General features: G+C 62.5%; 20 protein-coding genes and 1 tRNA gene. 10 read left to right on the forward strand and 11 right to left on the reverse strand.

All coding sequences use genetic code 11. The features are described 5' to 3' along the window. Positions 1–38: 38 nt before the first annotated feature. Both aceA and aceB read right to left on the reverse strand, forming a co-directional pair. The gene (gene aceA / locus J9885_RS18885) at positions 39–1352 is read right to left on the reverse strand and encodes an isocitrate lyase (RefSeq protein WP_043759450.1); all 1314 of its coding nucleotides are present in this window, start codon (positions 1350–1352) and stop codon (positions 39–41) included. 69 nt (positions 1353–1421) lie between these two features. Beyond that, positions 1422–3029 (reverse strand): malate synthase A, encoded by a 1608-nt coding sequence (gene aceB, locus J9885_RS18890; RefSeq protein ID WP_210550386.1) that lies wholly within the window; start codon positions 3027–3029, stop codon positions 1422–1424. 261 nt (positions 3030–3290) lie between these two features. Here aceB and J9885_RS18895 point away from each other — a divergent pair, with 261 nt between their 5' ends. Beyond that, on the forward strand, positions 3291–3653 hold the full coding sequence (locus J9885_RS18895) for a hypothetical protein (protein WP_210550387.1): 363 nt from the start codon (positions 3291–3293) through the stop codon (positions 3651–3653). Between the two features lie 64 nt (positions 3654–3717). Here the strand turns inward: J9885_RS18895 and J9885_RS18900 are convergent, their stop codons facing one another. Together J9885_RS18900 and J9885_RS18905 are read right to left on the reverse strand one after the other, a co-directional pair. Next, positions 3718–3858 (reverse strand): hypothetical protein, encoded by a 141-nt coding sequence (locus tag J9885_RS18900; protein ID WP_167332220.1) that lies wholly within the window; start codon positions 3856–3858, stop codon positions 3718–3720. 238 nt (positions 3859–4096) lie between these two features. Then, positions 4097–4173, reverse strand: a tRNA-Pro gene (locus tag J9885_RS18905). Between the two features lie 155 nt (positions 4174–4328). Between J9885_RS18905 and tadA the strand changes: the two genes are divergently transcribed. From tadA to J9885_RS18950, 9 genes are all read left to right on the forward strand, one after another. Further along, the gene (gene tadA / locus J9885_RS18910) at positions 4329–4940 is read left to right on the forward strand and encodes a tRNA adenosine(34) deaminase TadA (RefSeq protein WP_210550388.1); all 612 of its coding nucleotides are present in this window, start codon (positions 4329–4331) and stop codon (positions 4938–4940) included. Between the two features lie 218 nt (positions 4941–5158). Beyond that, positions 5159–7396: an ABC transporter permease subunit gene (locus tag J9885_RS18915; RefSeq protein WP_043759461.1), complete on the forward strand. Its 2238-nt coding sequence runs from the start codon at positions 5159–5161 to the stop codon at positions 7394–7396. Between the two features lie 17 nt (positions 7397–7413). Then, complete coding sequence (gene pstA / locus J9885_RS18920) at positions 7414–9063, forward strand: phosphate ABC transporter permease PstA (protein WP_043759466.1); 1650 nt, start codon at positions 7414–7416, stop codon at positions 9061–9063. Between the two features lie 171 nt (positions 9064–9234). Next, on the forward strand, positions 9235–10053 hold the full coding sequence (pstB, locus tag J9885_RS18925) for a phosphate ABC transporter ATP-binding protein PstB (protein ID WP_043759467.1): 819 nt from the start codon (positions 9235–9237) through the stop codon (positions 10051–10053). 110 nt (positions 10054–10163) lie between these two features. Beyond that, positions 10164–10874: a phosphate signaling complex protein PhoU gene (phoU, locus tag J9885_RS18930; RefSeq protein ID WP_134695154.1), complete on the forward strand. Its 711-nt coding sequence runs from the start codon at positions 10164–10166 to the stop codon at positions 10872–10874. Between the two features lie 192 nt (positions 10875–11066). Further along, the gene (locus J9885_RS18935) at positions 11067–12386 is read left to right on the forward strand and encodes a hemolysin family protein (RefSeq protein WP_134695155.1); all 1320 of its coding nucleotides are present in this window, start codon (positions 11067–11069) and stop codon (positions 12384–12386) included. Positions 12387–12405: 19 nt separating this feature from the next. Continuing rightward, complete coding sequence (locus tag J9885_RS18940; RefSeq protein WP_043759473.1) at positions 12406–12948, forward strand: hypothetical protein; 543 nt, start codon at positions 12406–12408, stop codon at positions 12946–12948. Between the two features lie 292 nt (positions 12949–13240). Beyond that, positions 13241–14143 carry a homocysteine S-methyltransferase family protein gene (locus J9885_RS18945; protein WP_210550389.1) on the forward strand — a complete coding sequence of 301 codons (903 nt, stop codon included), beginning with the start codon at positions 13241–13243 and terminating at the stop codon, positions 14141–14143. 9 nt (positions 14144–14152) lie between these two features. Beyond that, positions 14153–15553 carry a basic amino acid/polyamine antiporter gene (locus J9885_RS18950; protein ID WP_134695157.1) on the forward strand — a complete coding sequence of 467 codons (1401 nt, stop codon included), beginning with the start codon at positions 14153–14155 and terminating at the stop codon, positions 15551–15553. Positions 15554–15629: 76 nt separating this feature from the next. On the opposite strand, the gene J9885_RS18955 is transcribed toward J9885_RS18950, so the two are convergent. The 7 genes from J9885_RS18955 to J9885_RS18985 form a co-directional block, all read right to left on the reverse strand. Then, positions 15630–16469: a sterol desaturase family protein gene (locus J9885_RS18955; protein ID WP_167576596.1), complete on the reverse strand. Its 840-nt coding sequence runs from the start codon at positions 16467–16469 to the stop codon at positions 15630–15632. A 290-nt stretch (positions 16470–16759) separates the two neighbouring features. Next, on the reverse strand, positions 16760–17503 hold the full coding sequence (locus tag J9885_RS18960) for an amino acid ABC transporter ATP-binding protein (RefSeq protein WP_043759481.1): 744 nt from the start codon (positions 17501–17503) through the stop codon (positions 16760–16762). Further along, a complete protein-coding gene (locus tag J9885_RS18965; RefSeq protein ID WP_043759603.1) occupies positions 17487–18431 on the reverse strand; it encodes an amino acid ABC transporter permease in 945 nt (314 codons plus the stop codon). The genes J9885_RS18960 and J9885_RS18965 overlap by 17 nt, the downstream gene beginning before the upstream one ends. Positions 18432–18529: 98 nt before the next feature. After that, positions 18530–19318, reverse strand: coding sequence for a transporter substrate-binding domain-containing protein (locus tag J9885_RS18970; protein WP_043759484.1), 789 nt, complete (start codon positions 19316–19318; stop codon positions 18530–18532). 494 nt (positions 19319–19812) lie between these two features. Next, a complete protein-coding gene (rnk, locus tag J9885_RS18975) occupies positions 19813–20208 on the reverse strand; it encodes a nucleoside diphosphate kinase regulator (RefSeq protein ID WP_043759486.1) in 396 nt (131 codons plus the stop codon). A 212-nt stretch (positions 20209–20420) separates the two neighbouring features. Then, on the reverse strand, positions 20421–21155 hold the full coding sequence (locus J9885_RS18980) for a transporter substrate-binding domain-containing protein (protein ID WP_210550390.1): 735 nt from the start codon (positions 21153–21155) through the stop codon (positions 20421–20423). Between the two features lie 80 nt (positions 21156–21235). After that, entirely contained in the window at positions 21236–21919 is a 684-nt protein-coding gene (locus tag J9885_RS18985; RefSeq protein ID WP_210550391.1) for a hypothetical protein, read from the reverse strand. Between the last annotated feature and the right edge of the window lie 18 nt (positions 21920–21937).

Here is a 21937-nt window from a genome sequence, read left to right on the forward strand (position 1 = left end):
GCACCAGGCCGGGGTTTTTGATTGCAGCCGTCAGGTGATCAGTGGAACTGATCTTCTTCGGTAGAGCCGGTCAACGCAGTCACCGAGGACTGGCCACCCTGGATGACGGTGGTTACCTTGTCGAAGTAACCGGTGCCCACCTCCTGCTGGTGCGCCACGAAGGTGTAGCCCCGCTCGGCGGCGGCAAACTCCGGCTGCTGCACCATCTCGACATAGTGCTTCATCCCCTCGCCACGGGCGTACTGGTAGGCCAGCTCGTACATGTGGAACCACATGTTGTGGATGCCCGCGAGAGTGATGAACTGGTACTTGTAGCCCATGTCGGAGAGTTCCTGCTGGAAGCGGGCGATGGTGGCATCGTCCAGGTTCTTCTTCCAGTTGAAGCTCGGGGAGCAGTTGTAGGCCAGGATCTTGTCCGGGAACTTGGCCTTGATGGCCTCGGCAAACTGGCGTGCCTCGTCCAGATCCGGCTTGGCCGTCTCGCACCACACCATGTCGGCATAGGGGGCGTAGGCCAGGCCGCGGGAGATGGCCTGCTCGATGCCGGCCTGCACCTTGTAGAAGCCCTCGCTGGTGCGCTCACCGGTCAGGAAGCCGGCGTCATAGGGGTCGGCGTCCGTGGTCAGGAGATCCGCCGCGTTGGCGTCGGTGCGGGCGATCACCAGGGTGGTGGTGCCGCACACGTCTGCCGCGAGGCGAGCTGCGACGAGCTTTTGCACCGCTTCCTGGGTCGGGACCAGCACCTTGCCGCCCATATGACCGCACTTCTTGACGGAAGCGAGCTGATCCTCGAAGTGGACGCCGGCGGCGCCCGCCTCGATCATCCCCTTCATCAGCTCGAAGGCGTTCAGCACGCCGCCAAAGCCGGCTTCCGCATCCGCCACGATGGGCAGGAAGTAGTCGATGAAGCCCTTGTCCTGCGGGCCCACCTTGTTGGCCCACTGGATCTGGTCGGCGCGGGCGAAGGAGTTGTTGATGCGCTCCACCACCGAGGGCACGGAGTTGGCCGGGTAGAGGGACTGATCCGGGTACATGGTGGAGGAGAGGTTGTTGTCCGCCGCCACCTGCCAGCCGGAGAGGTAGATGGCCTCGATGCCGGCCTTGGCCTGCTGCACCGCCTGGCCGCCGGTCAGGGCGCCGAGGCAGTTCACGTAGCCCTTCTTGGCGCCGCCGTGGATCAGCTCCCACAGCTTGTCGGCACCCCGTTGGGCCAGGGTGTGTGCCGGCTGCAGGCTGCCGCGCAGGTTCACCACGTCCTCGGCGCTGTAGCCGCGCTTGATCCCTTTCCAGCGGGGGTTTTCTGCCCAGTCTTTCTCGATAGCCTGGATCTGTTGCTCACGGGTCAGTGCCATATCAGTTCCCTCTTTCATTGATTTCACGTTTCCATTGACTTGTTATGGGGGCCGTCACCGGCCCGGATTTCACAGCCGCTCGTAACCGGGCAGCGTCAGAAAATCGATGAGCGTGTCGGCGCAGGTGATCTCGTCCATCAGCGCGCTCGCCTCGGCGAAGCGCCCTGACTGCCAGCGGGCCTCGCCCACTTCGCCTCTGACCACCTCCTGCTCCTCGGCCAGCATCTGGCGGAACAGCGCCTTGGTGACCACCTGACCGTTGGAGAGCGTCTTGCCGTGGCGGATCCACTGCCAGATGGAGGTGCGGGAGATCTCGGCGGTGGCGGCATCTTCCATCAATCCGTAGATGGGCACGCAGCCGTTGCCGTTGATCCAGGCCTCCAGATACTGCAGGGCGACACGGATGTTGGTGCGCATGCCCGCTTCGGTGCGATCACCCCCGCAGGGGGCCAGCAGATCCGACGCCGTGATGGAGGCATCCTGCTCGCGCAGCACGCCGATCTGGTTCCTGGCGCCAGCCGGGATGGTGGCGTTGAACACCGCCATGGCGGTGTCGGCCAGGCCCGGGTGGGCCACCCAGGTGCCATCGTGGCCGTTGTCGGCCTCCCGCTGCTTGTCCGCCAGTACCTTGGCAAACACCTGCTCGTTGACTGCCGGATCCTTGGCCGGGATGAAGGCGGCCATGCCGCCCATGGCCAGGGCGCCACGCTTGTGGCAGGTCTTGATGAGCAGACGCGAATAGGCACTCAGGAATGGTTTGTCCATGGTGACCACCTGTCTGTCCGGCAGGACGCGGTCGGGGTGGTTCTTCAGGGTCTTGATGTAGCTGAAGATGTAGTCCCAGCGACCGCAGTTGAGCGCGACGATGTGATCCTTCATCTGGTAGAGCAGCTCGTCCATCTCGAACACCGCCGGCAGGGTCTCGATGAGCACGGTCGCCTTGATGGTGCCACGGGGCAGGCCGAACCTGTCCTCGGTCCAGGCGAACACCTCGCTCCACCAGCGACCCTCCAGGTGGCTCTGCAGCTTGGGCACGTAGAAGTAGGGACCGGAGCCCTTGGCCAGCAGCGCCTTGTGGTTGTGCAGGAAATAGAGCGCGAAGTCGAACAGGCCGCCAGGAACGGGCTCACCCTCGAAGGTGACGTGTTTCTCCGGCAGGTGCAGACCGCGCACCCGGCAGATGAGCACAGCCGGATCGGAACTCAGGGTATAGGACTTCCCCTCCGGGCTCTGGTAGGAAATCGTGCCGTTCACCGCATCGCGCAGGTTGATCTGACCCTCGATTACCTTGTTCCAGGCGGGGGCCAGGGAGTCCTCGAAGTCCGCCATGAACACCTTGACGTTGGCGTTGAGGGCGTTGATCACCATCTTGCGCTCGACCGGCCCGGTGATCTCCACACGCCTGTCCTGCAGGTCGGCGGGGATGCCACGAATGGTCCAGTCGCCGTCGCGGATGTGAGCGGTTTCGGGCAGGAAGTCGGGCAGCTCGCCTGCGTCGATGCGGGCCTGACGGGCGACCCGCTGTTTGAGCAGTTCATTGCGTTGAGGGGCGAAGCGTTCCACCAGTTCGGATACCAGGGCCACCGCATCCGGCGTCAGGATCTGCGCGTAATCGGGAAGCATCTCGCCTTGAATGCGCAGGCGGGTGCTGCTGAGGGTCTGGGCCGGTGCCGACATAGTGGGTACTCCTCCAAAAGTTACATTTTTAATTTATTAACTACGACTAACGTCTATATCCCTTTCTCTTAAACTCCCCGAAACGGCGGGGTAACACGATTGATAAGGTGCAAAATAATGGCGTTGTCGTCAACTTGATTTTTAAAACAGGTGTTTTTGGTTGGAAGTTAAGTGGCTGTTTTTAGGTGGTTTATGTGATTGGTGTAAAAGCTCTATGTAGATGGTTATGCTCTTGGTCGTACGGGGCGTCAGGGAGGGGGGATGCGCCTTGCAGGAGACATGCAAAATGTAATTTATTACGTAATAAAATTACAAATGCAAAAAGAAATCCCGACCTCACTCCAAGGTTGTCAAAAACATCTGTATGAAATGCGTGCAGTCGGTGCAGGAGGCATCTGGCCTACAAAAAGGTTGACCTATGAACCTGCGTTTAAAACCGCGCGGTCAAATACGGTGAAAATGGCGCAAAGAGGAGATCCCATGGAAATGACGGGCAATGACGTAGGTTTGTATCAAAGAATGAGGATGGGGGAGAAGGAGGCGAAGGGGTATCAGGTAGTGAATAGAACCAAGTTTTGGCTATATCTTGGTGTTTTATCGTTATTTGCGTTGGTGGTGTCTTGACCAGGGAAAAAGCGGTGCCGGACAGCAAAACCGGCGCATTGAACCGCAGTGCGGGGACTGGCCCTCAATAGTCCTCGTCCGGAGCGGCGAGATCGATCACGTCGAGTCGCACCGAGTCGCCGACCCCGTTCTCAGGGGTATCGAGAGTGGAGGGGGTGGTCGAGATCAGGGGCTGAACAGGCGGAGTGTCAACAGCTTGGGTCATGGGTGCTTGCCTCTTTGGATTGCAAGCCGGTCGGTGATTCCATCACCCTGATATCCACCTCCCTGTTTTCTGGCCGGCGGAAAAGTTGCGTATCCTAACGGCACTTTGTGAAAGCTTCAAGCGGTTCTGTATAAATTTCACGCCGATCTGGCTGTGGCGGCTGGAAAAGGCACGGAAAAAAGGGGAGGCGAGACAAAAAAATAGCCCAGTCGTCTGACTGGGCTATTTTCGGGGAATTTGGTCGGTGTGAGAGGATTCGAACCTCCGACCCTCTACACCCCATGCAGATGCGCTACCTGGCTGCGCTACACACCGACGGAGTCAGCTCGGCTGACGGGGAGGAAGTCTAATAGGATGACCTGACGGGTGCAACTCCTTTTTTATCAGAGAGATGCTGACTGCTTCTTTATTGTTCAGACGAGATGCTCCTTGGGCCTTGGCCGGAGTTTTGGCATAATCTCGACCCCCTGATGCGGCCCCGTCCTCCTGGACCGGACCCTCCGGTGGGGCCAACATTAAATGAACGCAGACAGACGAGAGGAGCGGGCGTGGAGCCAGCACAAGAGAGCCCAGAGGCGTTGCTACAGGCACAGGACGAACGCTGGATGCGCCATGCCATGGCCCTGGCCGCCCGGGCGGAAGGGATCGGCGAGATCCCGGTCGGCGCCGTGCTGGTGCTGGGTGACGAGATCCTGGGGGAGGGGTGGAACCGTTCCATCAGCGACCACGATGCCTGCGCCCATGCGGAGATCATGGCACTGCGCGCCGCGGGTGCCCGGCTGGAAAACTACCGGCTGCTCGACACCACCCTCTATGTGACCCTGGAGCCCTGCTGCATGTGCGCCGGCGCCCTCATCCACAGCCGGGTCAAACGGGTGGTCTACGGGGCCCGGGATCTCAAGACGGGGGCGGCGGGGTCGGTGTTCGATATCCTGATGGACCCGCGCCACAATCACAGCGTGGCGTTGACAGGTGGCGTGCTGGCAGAGGTCTGCTCGGCCCAGCTGTCGGATTTCTTCAAGCGGCGCCGTGCCGAGAAGAAGGCGGCGAAGCTGGCCGCAAGGCAACCCGCTTCCTCCTGATGCAGAAGGGGGCGCCCGCCCCGTTTTCCCATCTTTATATCTCTCCAGATAAGACCTTCGAATGTTCCCTTTCTGCCGGACGCGCTGGCCGACGACGCGGGGTTTTCCGCCGGTTTTCCGGGTGTGCACGGGAGTGGATTTCTAACGTTTCGATGTAACAAAACTGTCATGCAACCGCCATATAATGCCGCGAAGCCTAGCTCACATTGAGGTCTTGCATGTCATCGGAATCGTTAAACCTGGTCATGGCGGGTAGTAAAAAACGCCGGATCAAGGATAAGTTGGCCAAATACGGCGTTACCACAGGGGGAGCCCTGGTGCTGGTGGCGCTGCTGCTTATCTTCTTCTATCTGCTCTATGTGGTGAAACCCATCTTCAATGGCGCCAGCATGGAGAGCACCTCCTCCTTCACGCTGCCTGTCCAGGGCAAGACCGCCTGGCTCGGCGTCGAGGAGCAGAACGAGATAGGCTATCGCTTCAGCGACCAGGGCAAGGTGAAATTCTTTGCCGTTCAGCCGGATGGCAACATCAAGGTGGGTCAGGTGATAGGCGACGCGCAAATCCCCGGTGAGATCACCACGGTGGCACCGCCGGCACCGGGCCAGAAGCTCATCGCCTATGGCTTTGCCGATGGCAAGGCGCAGGTGGCACAACCGGCGTTCAAGGTCTCCTATCCGAACGACGTGCGCGTCATCGAACCCAGCCTGCAATATCCCCTCGGCGAAGAGCCGGTGGTGATCGACCCCGAGGGCAAGGCGCTGACGCGCATGGTCTTCGAGGCCACCAAGGAGAAGATGGCCACTGCCGCCGTGACCGAGGATGGCCGTGGCGTGCTGATGGTCATGAGCGGCGAGGAGAACTTCATCTCCGGCGAGATCGAGTGGAGCAGCGAGAACTACACCATTCCCTCCCTGCCGCGCCACGTGGATCAGATGCTGCTGACCCCCAACCTGCGCATCCTGTTCGTGCGCGAGGGCAATCGCCTCTCCGTCTATGACATCCACAACCTGAGCGATATCTCCCTGCGCGACGTGCTGGAGATCAACGCCCCCAATGCGAACGTGACCCGGATTGAGCTGCTCTCCGGCGCCTCCTCGTTGCTGGTGGGCAACGACAACGGCGTCATCTCCCAGTGGTTCGAGGTGGCCAAAGAGGGCAAGCGCCAGTTCACCCAGATCCGTGACTTCAAGAGCGACGGTGTCGTCGATCTGCTGACGCCGGAGCATTTTCGCAAGGGCTTCATCAGTGCGGACAAGCAGGGGGGCATCAACTTCTTCCACGCGACCGGCGAGAGCAAGCTGCTGAGCGAGAAGATGGACGGGGGCGAACTCTCCGCCCTGGCCATCTCGCCGCGCCACAACCTGTTGCTGACCCAGCAGGGGGATCTCTTCAAGGTCTTCGATGTGGAGAACGATCACCCCGAGGTGACCTGGTCCGCCCTGTGGCAACAGGTGTGGTATGAAGGCTACCCCGAGCCCCAGTACGTGTGGCAGTCCACCTCCGCCAGCAACGACTTCGAAGCCAAGCTGAGCCTGGTGCCCCTGGTGTTCGGTACCCTCAAGGCCTCCTTCTACGCCATGGTGTTCGCGGTGCCCCTCGGCGTCGCCGGCGCCATCTACACCGCCTACTTCATGTCGGCGGGGCTGCGCAAATACGTCAAGCCGACGGTGGAGATCATGGCGGCGCTGCCGACCGTCATCCTGGGCTTCCTGGCGGGTCTGTGGCTCGCCCCCATCATCGAGGGGGCCCTGCCCGGGGTGATCCTGCTGCTGATCCTGCTGCCCATGGGCATGCTGCTGACCGCACTGGTATGGAACTATCTGCCGGAGCGTGGCCGTACCTGGCTGCCGGAAGGTTGGCACGCCATCCTGCTCATCCCGGTGCTGCTGGTCATCGGCTGGGGGGCCTTTGCCCTGAGTCCCATCATCGAGAACGCCTTCATGCACGGTGATTCCCGCATCTGGCTGACCCACGAGATGGGCATCAAGTTTGACCAGCGCAACTCCCTGGTGGTCGGCATCGCCATGGGCTTTGCGGTCATTCCCACCATCTTCTCCATCGCCGAAGACGCCGTCTTCTCGGTGCCCAAGCACCTGACCCAGGGCTCCCTGGCGCTGGGCGCCACCCCGTGGCAGACCCTGAGCCGTGTGGTGATCCTGACCGCGAGCCCGGGCATCTTCTCGGCGGTGATGATGGGTCTTGGCCGCGCCGTGGGCGAGACCATGATAGTGCTGATGGCCACCGGCAACACCCCCATCATGGACTTCTCCATGTTCCAGGGGCTGCGGACCCTGGCGGCCAACATCGCGGTGGAGATGCCGGAATCGGAAGTGGGCAGCTCCCACTACCGGGTGCTCTTCCTCGCCGCCTTCGTGCTGTTTGTGTTCACCTTCTTGTTCAATACCCTGGCCGAGTTCATCCGTCAGCGGTTGCGTGAAAAGTACAGCTCTCTGTAAGGACTAAGGAATCGACAATGGGTAAGTGGTTTAAATCGGGGGCCCCCTGGATCTGGATGACGGGGGGCGCCGTCAGCCTGAGTCTGGTGGCCGTACTGGGTTTGTTGTTGCTCATCGGCTGGCGTGGTCTGGTCTACTTCTGGCCGCACCCCATCTATGAGTGGCAGCTGGAAGACGAGAGCGGCAACAAGAGTGTGCTGATAGGCGAGATCAACGATCGCGAGCTGGTGCCGGTGGAGCGGCTGCGTGCCTCCGGGCTGGCCCTGAAAGGGGAAGAGCGCGAGGAGCTGACCCGCTATCTGGTCAAGACCGGCAACCGTGAGTTCGTCGATCTGGACTTCCGCTGGGTGCTGGAGACCGACATCAAGTCGCGCACCCAGCCGGCCGAGCTCGCCATGGTGGAGCGTGCCACCAACGGCAACTTCTACGGCTACATCACCTCGGTGAAGGAAGACGGTCGCGAGGTCACCACGGATCTGCATCCCGCCCTGCTGCGGGTGCTGGCCCGGGCCAATGCCCTGTCGAGCCAGGCCAACGACCTGCAGAAAGGGGACATCGGCAGCATCAACTACCAGCTTGAGCGCCTGCGCCTCAAAGAGCGCAAGGCGGAGCTGGACGACAAGCTGACCGATCAGCTGAAAGCCGAGCTGGCGAGCGAGCGTCAGGCCCTGAACGATCGCTATCAGGTGCTGGAGAAGGAGCTCTTCTCCCTGCGCAGCCAGGCGGACAGAGACAGCATCACCGTCAAGGACATGCGCGGCGAGCTGGTGACCATGCCCATGTCCCGGGTGCTGGACGTGGTCTGGCCCAACGACATGAGCCTGATGGCCAAGGTGGGTCACTGGTTCCACCAGACGGCCAAGTTCGTCACCGACGATCCCCGCGAGGCAAACACCGAAGGGGGCGTGTTCCCGGCCATCTTCGGCACCGTCTTCATGGTGATCCTGATGGCGATCATCGTGACCCCGCTCGGCGTGGTGGCGGCGGTCTACCTGCACGAGTACGCAGGCAAGAACAGCCTGACCAAGATCATCCGCATTGCGGTGATCAACCTGGCTGGCGTGCCCTCCATCGTGTACGGCGTGTTTGGCCTGGGCTTCTTCGTCTATACCCTGGGGGGCAGCATCGACCGCCTCTTCTACCCGGAAGCGCTGCCGAGCCCGACCTTCGGCTCCCCCGGCGTCATCTGGTCGGCCCTGACCCTGGCCATCCTGACCCTGCCGGTGGTGATCGTCTCCACCGAAGAGGGGCTGGCCCGGATCCCGAGCACCATCCGCCAGGGCTCCCTGGCCCTGGGCGCCACCCAGGCCGAGACCCTGTGGCGCATCGTGCTGCCCATGGCGAGCCCGGCCATCATGACCGGCCTCATCCTGGCGATAGCCCGTGCGGCCGGTGAGGTGGCGCCCCTGATGCTGGTGGGGGTGGTGAAGCTGGCCCCGACCCTGCCGATGGACGGCAACTTCCCGTACCTGCACGTGGAGCGCAAGTTCATGCACCTGGGCTTCCACATCTATGACGTGGGCTTCCAGAGCCCGAACGTCGAGGCGGCGCGTCCCCTGGTCTACGCCACCTCCTTCCTGCTGGTGACGGTGATCGTAGGCCTCAACCTGACGGCCATCGGTATCCGCAACCACTTGCGTGAGAAGTTCCGTTCTTTGGAACATTGATGACGATGAGCCTGACGGGCATGCGCAACCACTTGCGCGAAAAATTCCGGTCGCTGGAGCATTGATAGACCAGCCACCACAGAGACGGGCAGGGGCCTTCCCTGCCAGCCAAGCGTTCCGGCCGCGGGCAATGAGCTTGCCCGCCGCCACAAAGAGAATTTGAGGTAACAGATGATCAACGTAACACCGAGTTCGGCCCCGCACACCGCCACCGATCTGCTCAACCTGACCCCGGAGCAGACGGCCCTGGAGGTGAAGGATCTCAACCTGTACTACGGCAACAAGCAGGCGCTGTTCAACGTCAACATGAAGATCCCGAAGGGCCAGGTCACCGCCTTTATCGGCCCCTCAGGGTGTGGGAAATCGACCCTGCTGCGCTGCATCAACCGGATGAACGATCTGGTGGAGATCTGCCGCATCGAGGGGGAGATCCAGCTGCACGGCCACAACATCTACGACAAGAGCGTGGATGTTTCCGCCCTGCGTCGTCAGGTGGGCATGGTGTTCCAGCGCCCCAACCCCTTCCCCAAGTCCATCTACGAGAACGTGGTCTATGGCCTGCGCCTGCAGGGCATCAACGACCGCCGTACCCTGGACGAGGCAGCCGAGCGCTCCCTGCGCGGTGCGGCCCTGTGGGACGAGGTGAAGGATCGTCTGCACGACAACGCCTTCGGCCTCTCCGGTGGTCAGCAGCAGCGTCTGGTGATTGCCCGCGCCATCGCCATCGAGCCGGAAGTGCTGCTGCTGGATGAACCGACCTCGGCGCTCGACCCCATCTCCACCCTCACCATCGAGGAGCTGATCAACGAGCTCAAGAGCCAGTTCACCGTGGTGATCGTGACCCACAACATGCAGCAGGCGGCGCGGGTCTCTGATCAGACCGCCTTCATGTACATGGGGGAGCTCATCGAGTACTCGAACACCAACACCATCTTCACCACCCCGGCCAAGAAGAAGACCGAGGACTACATCACCGGCCGTTACGGCTAAGGCATGTTGGTGCAACAGGGGTGATTGAGATGAGCAAGATGATCATCAACAAACAGATTGGCAGTCGGTTCAACGACTAGGGCATACTCGGAGCAACAAGGATTACTGGTATGGACAATATGAATCTCAACAAACACATCTCCGGTCAGTTCAATGCCGAGCTCGAGAGCGTGCGCAACCAGGTGCTGGTGATGGGGGGGCTGGTGGAGAAGCAGCTCACCGACGCCATCGCCGCCATCCATGGCCAGGATCTGGATGCGGCCCGCAAGATAGTGGCCAACGATCACAAGGTCAACGCCATGGAAGTGGCGATCGATGAGGAGTGCACCCGCATCATCGCCAAGCGCCAGCCCACCGCGTCCGACCTGCGCCTGGTGATGGCCATCATCAAGACCATCACGGATCTGGAGCGCATTGGCGATGTGGCGGACAAGATCGCCCGCATGCTGACCGACAATGCCAACAAGCCCCAGCCGCCGCTGGTGTCCCTGGAAAACATGGGCCGTCGCACCATCAAGATGCTGCACGACGTGCTCGACGCCTTCGCGCGCATGGATCTGGAGGCGGCGCTCGCGGTCTACAAGGAAGATGACAAGGTGGACCGGGAGTACGAGTCCATCATCCGCGAGCTGATGACCTACATGATGGAAGATCCCCGCACCATCCCCCAGGTGCTGAACGTCCTGTGGGCGGCGCGGGCCATCGAGCGGGTCGGCGATCGCTGCCAGCACATCTGCGAGTACATCGTCTACTACGTCAAGGGCAAGGATGTGCGCCACACCAAGGCCGATGAGTTGACCGATCTGCTGGGCAAAAACTGATCCCGACATGAATAAAAAGGCGCGTAAAGCGCCTTTTTTATTGCATTTTCGGACAGCTTAAGATAACGCCCCCCAACGAGGGCTTTTCTGCTAGAATATGGCCCCTGTGTGAGTCCCGGATGGAGTCACGGTCCGGTTTCCCGGGCCCAGTTTGCCGTCTTGTGTCAAGGCGGCTGTAGCAATAGGTTAATCATGAGTTTTGCCGATAGTTTGTTCTTTCTGATGCTGCTGGTCGCCGGCAGTGTGTTCTTCTCGCTTTCCGAGATCTCCCTCGCCGCCTCCCGCAAGATCAAGTTGCAGGTGATGGCTGACGAGGGCAACCGCCATGCCGAGAAGGTACTGGCACTGCAGGCCCAGCCTGGCAACTTCTTCACCGTGGTGCAGATAGGCCTCAATACCGTCGCCATCCTGGGCGGCATCCTGGGCGAGTCCGCCCTGAACCCGGCCATCAAGGAGCTGGTCTCCGAGTTCTATCAGGGGCCCTGGTTGAGTGAAATCAGCTCGGCAGCCTCCTTCGTCTTCGTCACCGGCATGTTCATCCTCATAGCCGATCTGATGCCCAAGCGCCTGGCGATGACCATGCCGGAGCGGATCGCCGTGGTGGTGGTGCGCCCCATGCTGCTGTGCGTCACCCTGCTGATGCCGCTGGTGTGGCTGTTCAACGGCATGGCCAACGGACTGTTCCGCCTGCTGCGCATCTCCATGGTGCGCAACGACGAGATCACCTCCGACGATATCTATGCGGTGATGGATGCGGGCGCCGAGGCCGGCGTCATCCAGCGCGAGGAGCATCAGCTCATCGAGAACGTGTTCGAGCTGCAGTCCCTTGGCGTCACCTCTGCCATGACGGCCCGCGAGAGCCTCATCTACTTCACCCTGCAGGAGGGGGAGGAGAGCATCAAGGCCAAGATCGCCGAGCACCCTCACAACAAGTTCCTGGTGTGCGACCACAACCTCGACAGCATCAAGGGCTTCGTCGACTCCAAGGAGCTGCTGATCCGTGTCATCAGCGGCCAGAGCATCGATCTCAACAGCGGCTCCCTGGTGCAGAACGTCATCATCATCCCCGACACCCTGAACCTCTACGAGGCGATGGAGTACTTCAAGAATCACAGGGGCGATTTCGCCGTGGTGATGAACGAGTACGCCCTGGTGGTGGGGATCGTCACCATGAACGATCTGATGAGCACCGTCATGGGGGAGTGGGCCACCCACGTGGTGGAAGAGCAGATCGTGCAGCGGGACGAGAACTCCTGGCTGGTGGACGGGGTCACCCCCATCTCCGACGTGATGCGCGCCTTCGACATCGAGGAGTTCCCGGAAAACCAGAACTACGAGACCATTGCCGGCTTCATCATGTACATGCTGCGCAAGATCCCCAAGCGCACCGACTCGGTGAAGTACGCCGGTTACAAGTTCGAAGTGGTCGACATCGACAGTTACAAGATCGACCAGCTGCTGGTCACCCGGGTAGAGGCCACGTCGGCCGAGAAGCCTGTTCAGGAATCGTAAAAGGAGCTCGTTAGCAATCATGAAGATGCAGTCTCATTCCCGTGCGCTGGCCTGTGTAGCGCTCGCCCTGGCACTCGGTGCCTGCAGCCAGAGCGCACCGCGCAAGGCCACTCCCGTCGCCAAGCCGGCAGCTCCCCAGGCAGCCGTGGTCGTGCCGCAGCCGGATCCCGATGCGGTGGTGCAGAGCGCCGTGGCAGAGCCCAGCCCGGTGTTCGACGAGGAGTATCACGGTCCGGATCAAGGGTCGCTCGAGTCGGTGACCGCCCTGTTCGCCCGCGGCTACATCGAGTCGGCCATGCGCGAGACCATGCTGGCGGCGGTGCACAGTGACTACCCCCTGCTTGGCATGCGGGACGTGCGCCTGACCGATCCCGTCTCCAAGTTCCTCACCTCGGCCCAGGCTCGCACCACGGCCCACGACTACCTCTATGCCGGGGTGCAGCGCCGGTTGGGCCGCCCGCTCAGCCCGGCGCAGTGGGAACAGATTTGGCAGGGGTATTCCCAGCAGGGTCGTGTCTCCGACTGGGTCAAGCAGACCAAGCGGGTGCTGGCCGGGCGCTGAGTCGCCAAGCCATCGGCGGGCGAGCCCGTCTTGATCCCCTGTTTCACAAGAGGCCACCTTCGGGTGGCCTCTTGTCGTTTCAGTGCCTGGCCAGGTGATGCCTGTGCCGGGGAGACCTCCCTTTGCCGCCATCATCCTGAGCTTGCTCGGATTTGTTCGTAGCCCCCGATTGCCTCTTTCTCTGCTTTGGGTCATGATATTTGGGATTTCTAGCCGTCTAGATGTTTTGATGGCTTAATGTGGTTTCACACAATAAACACCCGTCATGACGGGAACATGCAGAGAGACAGAGATGGACAAGCAGGATTTGTGGGTACTGGATGGGGGCATGGGGCGCGAGCTGGCACGGCGGGGCGCGCCGTTCCGTCAACCGGAGTGGTCGGCGCTGGCGCTGATGGAGGCCCCCGAGACGGTGCGCGAGGTGCATCAGGCCTATGCGGCGAGCGGTGCCCGGGTCATCACCACCAACAGCTATGCCCTGGTGCCGTTCCATATCGGTGAGGCGCGCTTTGCGGCAGAGGGGGAGCGGCTGGCGACCCTGGCCGGGCAACTGGCCCGGGAGGTGGCCGACGAGCAGCCGGGCTCCGTGCAGGTGGCCGGCTCCTTGCCGCCGCTCTTTGGTTCCTACCGCGCCGACCTGTTCGACGCGAGCAGGGTGAGCGAGCTGGCGACCCCGCTGATCCGGGCGCTTTCCCCCCGAGTGGATTTCTGGCTGGCGGAGACCATGAGCCTCATCGCCGAGCCGCTGGCCCTCAAGGCTCTGTTGCCACAGGACGGCAAGCCGTTCTGGGTCTCCTTTACTCTGGAAGACGAGGCGCCGGGCAGTGAGCCGACCCTGCGCTCCGGCGAGCGGGTGGCCGATGCCGTGGTCGCCCTGGCGTCGGCCGGGGTGAACGCCATCCTGTTCAACTGCTGTCAGCCCGAGGTGATTGAGGGGGCGCTCAAGGTGGCTGGGGCCGGCCTGCAGGCCCTGGGGCGCACCGACGTTCGCCTCGGCGCCTATGCCAACGCCTTCCCGCCCCAGCCCAAGGAGGCGACCGCCAACGACGGGCTGGACGAGATCCGCACCGATCTGGGGCCGCTGGATTATCTGGGCTGGGCCGAGCGCTGGCGCGCTGCCGGGGCAAACCTCATCGGCGGCTGCTGCGGCATCGGCCCGGAACACATCGAGGCGCTGGCCAGCCGGCTGCGCTAAGGAGAGCCCATGAAAGAGAGCAAGATCGGGCTCTGGTCCCTCACCGCCCTGGTGTTCAGCTCCATGGTGGGGGCGGGCGTCTTCAGCCTGCCCCAGAACATGGCCGATGTAGCGGGGGCCCGCGCTGTGCTGATCGGCTGGGCCGTGACCGGGGTCGGCATCCTGGCGCTGGCCGCGAGTTTCCTCTACCTGTCGCGACTCAAACCCGAGCTCGATGGCGGCATCTACAGTTATGCCCGGGCCGGTTTCGGCGAGCTGGTGGGCTTCTTCTCCGCCTGGGGCTATTGGCTCTGCGCCACCATCGGCGTGGTGGGCTATCTGGTGATCGCCTTCGCGGCGCTGGGCAGCTTCGTCGACACCCCGGAGCGGGTCTGGTTTGGCGAGGGCAATACCCTGGCGGCCTTCATCGGCGAGTCCTGCATCCTCTGGGCGGTGCACCTGCTGGTGGCCCGCGGCGTGCAGCAGGCGGCCCTGTTCAACCTGGTGGCGACCCTGGCCAAGAGCCTGCCGCTGCTGCTGTTCATCCTGTTCGCCTGCTACTGGTTCGATCCGGTCACTTTCGCGGCGGATCAGGAGGGCAGCACCCTGGCGGTGCCGGTCTCCGAGCAGGTGCGCAACACCATGCTCATCACTCTCTGGGTCTTCACCGGCATCGAGGGGGCGGCGGTGCTGTCTGCCCGGGCGAGAAACAAGCGGGACGTGGGCACGGCCACCGTGCTCGGCGTGGTGCTGGCGCTGCTGCTCTATGTGCTCATTTCGGTGCTGGCGCTCGGGATCCTGAGTCGCCCCGAGCTTGCGGCCCTGCCCAATCCCTCCATGGCGGGACTGATGGCCCAGATGACGGGCTCCTGGGGCAAGCTGCTCATCAGCGCCGGCCTCATCGTGTCGGTGCTCGCCTCCTACGTGAGCTGGACCCTCTTCTCGGCCGAGGTGCCGTTCAGTGCGGCGCGCCACGGCGCCTTCCCGGCCATCTTCCGGCGCCAGAACGACAACGGCACCCCCATCGCCTCGCTCTGGCTCACCAGCCTGACGGTGCAGGGCTGTCTGCTGCTGGTGTGGCTGCTTGGCAAGGGCTACACCAACCTGCTGCTCATCTCCACCTCCATGATCCTGGTGCCCTACCTGCTGATCGGCCTGTTCCTGCTCAAGCTCTCCTTGCGTAGGGAGGGCAATGGCCTGATGCGGGCGGTGGCGCTGGTGTCGAGCGGCTATGGTCTCTGGCTGCTCTATGCCGCCGGGGTGGAGTATCTGCTGCTCTCCTTGTTGCTCTACGGGCCGGGTCTGCTGCTGTTCCTCTACAGCCGTCGCCAGCTCGGGGCCGGGCAGCGGCTCAGCGGACGCGAGCGGTTGCTGGCCGGGGTGACGCTGCTGAGCCTCATTCCCGCCATCTGGTCCTTTGCCCACGTTTGAGTGAGGTGGTGACCCAATGCAAGAGAGCGCCCAAGGGGCGCTCTCTTTTTGTCTGCGGGTTGTCTGCAGTGCGTGCTCAGCGGCTGGCGGGGCCCGCCGGTTTGCCGAACAGCACGGCGAGCTTCTGCCGCCAGGGGAGGCCCCGGGCCTCTTGCAGCATGTCGCGCCACTCGTGGAAGGTGAGGGTGAGGGGGTTGAAGCTGTGAATGGGCTTGGTGATGCCGAAGCGGCACGGCTCGGCGGGGTCTTCCTCCACGAAGGTGCCAAACAGCCTGTCCCAGATGATGAGCACCCCGGCGAAGTTGCGATCGATATATCTGGCGTTGCTGGCGTGGTGCACCCTGTGGTGGGAGGGGGTGTTGAAGATCCACTCCAGCCAGCCGAGCTTGCCCACCACCTGGGTGTGGACGAAGAACTGAAAGCCCAGGCTCAAGAGCACGGTCGTGACCACCGCCTCGGGCGGGAAGCCGATGAGGATCATGGGGATCCAGAACAGCCACATACCGGAGACGGGGTAGGTCAGGCTCTGGCGGAAGGCGGTGGAGAGGTTGAGCCGCTCCGAGCTGTGGTGCACCACGTGGGAGGCCCAGAGCCAGCGCACATGGTGGCTCGCGAAGTGGAACAGCCAGTAGCAGAGATCCTGCAGCAGGAAGAGCAGCAACAGGCTCCAGACGTTCAGATCTATGTCCAGCAGCCGCCAGCCCCAGAGGGCGTCATAGAGGTAGGCGATGGCGATGGCCGCCAGGGCATCGCCCCCCTGGTGCATCAGCGCCAGGGTGGCGTTGGCGAAGAGATCCTTCCACTGGTAGCCTGCGGTGGGAAAGGCGGCGCCATGCTTGCGCAGGTAGAGCATTTCCCAGCCGATAAAGGCCAGAAAGAGGGGCGAGAGGTAGAGCAGGAGCAGTTGCACATCCATGTGAGGCATCCGGTTGGACCAGTTGGATGTCAGCATACCGGATGAATTTAAAATTTCATTAACATACTTGTCCCGTCCGGGTGGTGAACAACCCGACGGCGAGAGGCTGCGGCAAGGGAGGGGCCAGTGGAATGGCCCGGGTGTGGATGACGAAGAGAGGCATGAAAGAGGGAGCCATGGGCTCCCTCTTCGTGTTTGTGCATCGCGGGTTACAACACCTGGCTCAGAAACTGGCGCAGGTGGGGGCGCGTTGGATGGTCTAAGCCACAGCGGTTGTCATAACACCAGGCTTATAGCACCTGGCTCAGGAACTGGCGCAGGCGAGGGGAGGGGGGATTGTCGAAGAAATCCGCCGGCTTCTCGTCCACCAGCAGCTCGCCGCTCTCCATGAAGAGCACCCGATCCGCCACTTCCCGGGCGAAGCCCATCTCGTGGGTCACCACCACCATGGTCATTCCCTCGCGGGCGAGCCCCTTCATGACGTCCAGCACTTCCCCCACCATCTCGGGGTCGAGGGCACTGGTGGGCTCGTCAAACAGCATGATGCGCGGCTGCATGGCGAGCGCCCGGGCGATGGCCACCCGCTGCTGCTGGCCGCCCGAAAGCTGGGAGGGGTAACTCTGGGCCTTGTTGGAGAGCCCCACCTTGAGCAGCAGATTCTTGGCTCTGTCCTCCGCATCCTTGCGCGACAGCCCCCGCACCTTCTGGGGAGCGAGGCAGATGTTGTCCAGCACCGTCAGATGGGGGAAGAGATTGAAGGACTGGAACACCATGCCCACCTCCTCCCGCAGCTTGTTGACGTCGCCGGGCTCGGTGAGGCTGATGCCGTCGACGACGATGTCACCGTCGTTGATGGTCTCGAGCTGGTTGAGGGTGCGCAGGAAGGTGGACTTGCCCGAGCCGCTCGGGCCCACGATCACCACCACTTCCCCTTCCGCCACCTGGGTGCTGACGTTCTTCAGGGCGTGTACCTCGGTGCCGTAGAACTTCTCTACCCCGGCTGCACGGATGATGGGATCAGTTGCTGCGCGCATATTTCACCTCCAGACGACGCACCAGGAAGGAGAGGGTGCCGGTGAGCACCAGATAGAGCAGGGCCACGGTGAACCACACCTCGAACGGGCTGAAGGTGGAGCTGACCACCTCGCGCCCCGCCTTGGTGAGATCCGTGATGGAGATGACCGACACCAGGGAGGAGTCCTTGATGAGGTTGATGAACTGGCCCGCCAGCGGCGGCAGTACCCGCTTGAATGCCTGGGGCAGGATGACGTAGCGCATGGTCTGGGCCGAGGTCATGCCGAGGCTTCTGCCCGCTTCCATCTGCCCCTTGTGGATGGAGCTGATGCCGGCGCGCACGATTTCGGCCACGTAGGCACCGGTGAAGACTGCGAGGGCTGCCACCCCGGCGGTGAAGCGATCCAGATTGAGTACAGTGCCGATAAAGAAGTAGACGATGAAGATCTGCACCAGCAGCGGGGTGCCGCGAATAAGCTCCACATAGGTCACGGCCAGGTTGCGCAGGGCCGGGTTGGGTGAGAGTCGTGCAAGCCCGGCCAGGGTGCCGAGCAGGATGGCGAAGACGCCCGCCACCAGGGATAGCTTGACGGTGACCCAGATGCCCCAGGCGATGGGGCCTGCGGTCCAGCTGAATTGGGAGTCGAGGGTATCGCCGAGGAAGACGGTGTCCCCTTCGGCTACCTGGACATGTTCGGTGCCAATGGCCTGACGGCGATTGGGGTCGAGATCGTCTTGCAGGAAGAGCTGCCCCTTCTCGGCAATCACGGTGCCGTCAAACTCGGCGTAGTGTTTCTGTTCAGCCTGATAGGCGATGTACTGGGGAATACGCTCCCAGCGCCAGGTGTAGTCCACCGCCTGTACGGCCTTGTAGATGCCGAAGATGGCGGCCAGCACCAGCAGCAGGAAGACGCCGTGCCAGAGCAGCAGGTTGGGCTGTTTTTCCATCTGTCTTGTGAGTTTGGGGTTGATCACGTTCACAACCTCTCTTGTCGTTATTGTGGTGAAGTCTGCGGGTAAGGGGCGGCGAACCGCCCCTTGAGAGGTTATTTCAGCTGGTTCAACCAGGCGGTGGATTCAAACCACTTCTTGTAGAGACGGTCGTAGCTGCCGTCGCCCTTGATCTGGCGCAGGTAGTTGTTCAGCCAGTTGAGGGTGTCCTGATCCCCTTTGCGGATGGCCCAGGCCAGCGGCTCGAAGGTGAAGGGCTTGTCCAGGTGCACCACGGCGCCGGTGTTCTGGGAGGCGAAGATAGCGTTGTAGGGCAGGTCGTAGACGAAGGCATCCACCTTGCCGTTGATCACTTCCAGCTTGGCGTCGTCCTGGGTTTCAAACTGCAGCAGGGTGGCTTTCGGGATCATGCGCTTGACCGCCTGCTCGCCCGTGGTGCCGAGCTTGACCGCGATCTTGTACTTGGGATCGTTCAGATCGCTGAAGGACTTGATCTCGCCCGCCTTGTCCTTGCGCAGGACGATGGTCTGGCCAACGACGATGTAGGGATCGGCGAAGTTCACACGCAGGTTACGCTGGGGCGTGACCGTCATGCCGCCCATGATGACGTCGAACTTGTCGGTCAAGAGGGCCGGGATGATGCCGTCCCAGGCGGTGTTGACGAACTCCACCTTCACGCCCATCTCCTTGGCGACCATCTTGGCCAGATCCACGTCAAAGCCGATGTACTGGCCCTGCTTGTTGGTCATCTCGAAGGGTTGGTAGCCGGCGTCGAAGCCGACGCGCAGCACACCGCGCTCCAGCACGGCATCCAGGGTGGAGCTGGGGGCAGCATGGGCCAGCCCGCAGAGCAGCAGGGTAGAGAGAATGAGTTTTTTGATCATAAATGACGTCTCTGTCGAAAGTGTGTTCGGCCTTGAACCTGCTCCCGTGCGACTCCATGGCACAAGAGACTGCTGCATCCGGCAGCAGGCAAGACAGGATTATTGTCTTGGTCGGGGCAAAAGCCCCATATGAGATTCTATGAATGCCGCCTTGAGTGAAAAATGTACCGAAATCTGATTGTGCCAGAAGACTCAATAAGTTATGGGCGCTTTTCTCCCTCGTGGCGACTCATAAAACCACACGAAAACAACATATCTATCTAATGGCGCCGGTTCAAGTGCAAAATTTCAGGCGGTGGTGTCGGTGAAAAATTCGGTTTCGAAAGGAGCGTTATCTGGCAGGGGAGAGGGATCTGCCACCAGAGTGACATCTCAGGAGCTGGCCACAGCCCAAGGGGCTTCAGGCCTGTGGTGAGAGAGAACGAAAGGAAGGGGCTCTGATTTGATACCGGGTCTGGGCACACATCTCCCGGGGAGGCGCGTGCCCGACCTCTTCAGCGGTGCAGCTCGCCGGCGCGCTCCGGCTGATAGACCACTTCCAGGATCTCCACCTGGATGGTGCGACCGGCCGGGCCCGGCCAGGCGATGCTGTCGCCGACTTTCAGCCCGAGCAGGGCGCTGCCGACGGGGGCCAGCACGGAGATCTTCGACTCGTCCCCCTGCACGTCCTTCGGGTAGACCAGGGTCAGGCAGAAGTCGTTGCCGCTGTTTTGCATCTTGAAGCGCACCGTGCTGTTCATGGTCACCACGTCCGGCGGCATGTCGGCGGGTTCGCGGATCTCGGCGCGATCCAGCTCCTCCTGCAGGGCCAGGTGCTGCGGGTGGCTGCCGAGCAGCTGTTCGATGCGATCCAGGTCCAGGCTGGAGATGACGAGATGAGGTTGTTTCATAGGGTATTCCTTATCAATGGCTGACGAGACCAGCATGGCGGGCAGGCTGGTCGGAAAAGGGTTGGATGGTGTGTCACGATCGCAAGCGCGATGCCCCCGGGCGACTCGCGCGGCGGGGCGAGGGCGGGGGCTCAGCGGGGTGTGAGCAGGTTGGAAAAAATCATGAGTGCTTTCATGGGGATACCATAACCATTCTGGGGGGCTTTGGCAATTCAGGGTGCCTGATAATCGTACTGGAAAAGGATGTGAGCGAGGCTACCATCCTGTCGCATCTCCTGGATGACCCTGCGCCAGCGCATCGCCTCGCTCGGAGAGAAGCGGGGACTGGCGGCCAGGTAGAGGGTGCTCCGCTGCAAGGTCTGGCCACGCACCAGATCCGGGAGGGGCAGACCGGCCCGCTGCTGGTTGTAGCGGGCGGTATTCCAGGCTACGGCCCAGCCCTGGATGCGGCCCCGCGCCAGCTTGCTGGCATTGTTGATCTCTTCGCTGACCAGCTCCTGGGTCACGCCCTCGAGGAGCGGGATCAGACTCTGGCCATGGGAGCCCCGCATCGCTCCCACGGTGAGGCCGGGCAGATCCGCAACGGTGAGGGGGGCCGGGTGATGGTTGCGGTGGCTGACCAGCACGAAGGCCTCCTCCAGCAGGGGGGCAATCCAGAGAAACTGGGATTCTCGCTGGGGATTCCTGGCGGGTGGCAGCAGCAGGACATCCGGCCGATGGCGGGTCTGGCTGAGGGCGCGGGCGAGCGGCATCAGCTCGATCTCGAGCGTCTCCCCGAGGCGGCGGGCCGCCTCTTCCAGCACCTCGATGGCCATGCCGCTCGGAGCTCCCTGCTGGGAGCGAATGACATAGGGGGGGATGTCAGCGGCCACGACCACCACGGCCCGGGCCGGGAGGGAGGTGAAGAGCGTGGGGCAGAGCAGCAGGAGCAGGGTGACGAGGCGCATGGGAGACAGTATCCGGGATGAGTACTCAAGAGTGTAACATCCCGTTACGCAATGTCAGCCTGCCCGTCCGGGGCAGGGGCTCAGTCGAAGAAGTCGCGCAGATCCATCGCCTGGTACCCGTCCAGCTGTTGCCAGGGCAGGGTCTTGGGCAGGGATTTGAGGGTCACCTCCATCCGGTAGCTGCGATAGCCGTCGAGGCTTGCGGACTCCACCACCAGGGGGATCTGCCACTGATGTGACCAGAGGATGCGGGTACGCTGCTTGCCTTCCCGGCGTTCGAACCAGCGCGCCTGCGGGGGGGCGTCCTCCTCCAGGGGGGTCATGCCTTGCAGCAGGGCCGGGTCCACCAGGTGGCGCAGGCGATCCCAGTCGGGCTTGAAGGCCACCTGGCCATACTCCTCCGGCGGTACCTCCACCAGCTGGCTGTGCCAGGCGTCGGCGTAACGCAGTTGCAGTGCGCCCTGCTCGTCCTGGGTGACCCAGCGGGCGGCCATCTGGTGGGTGAAGTGCTTGTGACCCGGGCGGGCGTCATGGGTTGCGTGATAGGCCCGGGCCAGGGGGAGGGGAATGAGCCGCTGGCTCCACACCTGGTTGCCGACCCGCAACCACTTCTCCTGCCACTGGTTCTCCCGGGCGATGCCGTCGCTGCCGGTGACCCTGTCCTCGTAGCGGATGCGGGCGGCCAGATCGGGGACTTCATCGGCCAGGAGGGGGAAGGAGAGGGTGCAGCCCAAGAGCCACAGCGGAAGTAAGGTTCGTCTCATGGTTCATCGCTCGATGGC

Origin of the sequence: Aeromonas sp. SrichE-2G, from assembly GCF_017939565.1 — a bacterium.
In the GTDB taxonomy this organism is placed as follows: Bacteria; Pseudomonadota; Gammaproteobacteria; order Enterobacterales; family Aeromonadaceae; genus Aeromonas; species Aeromonas taiwanensis.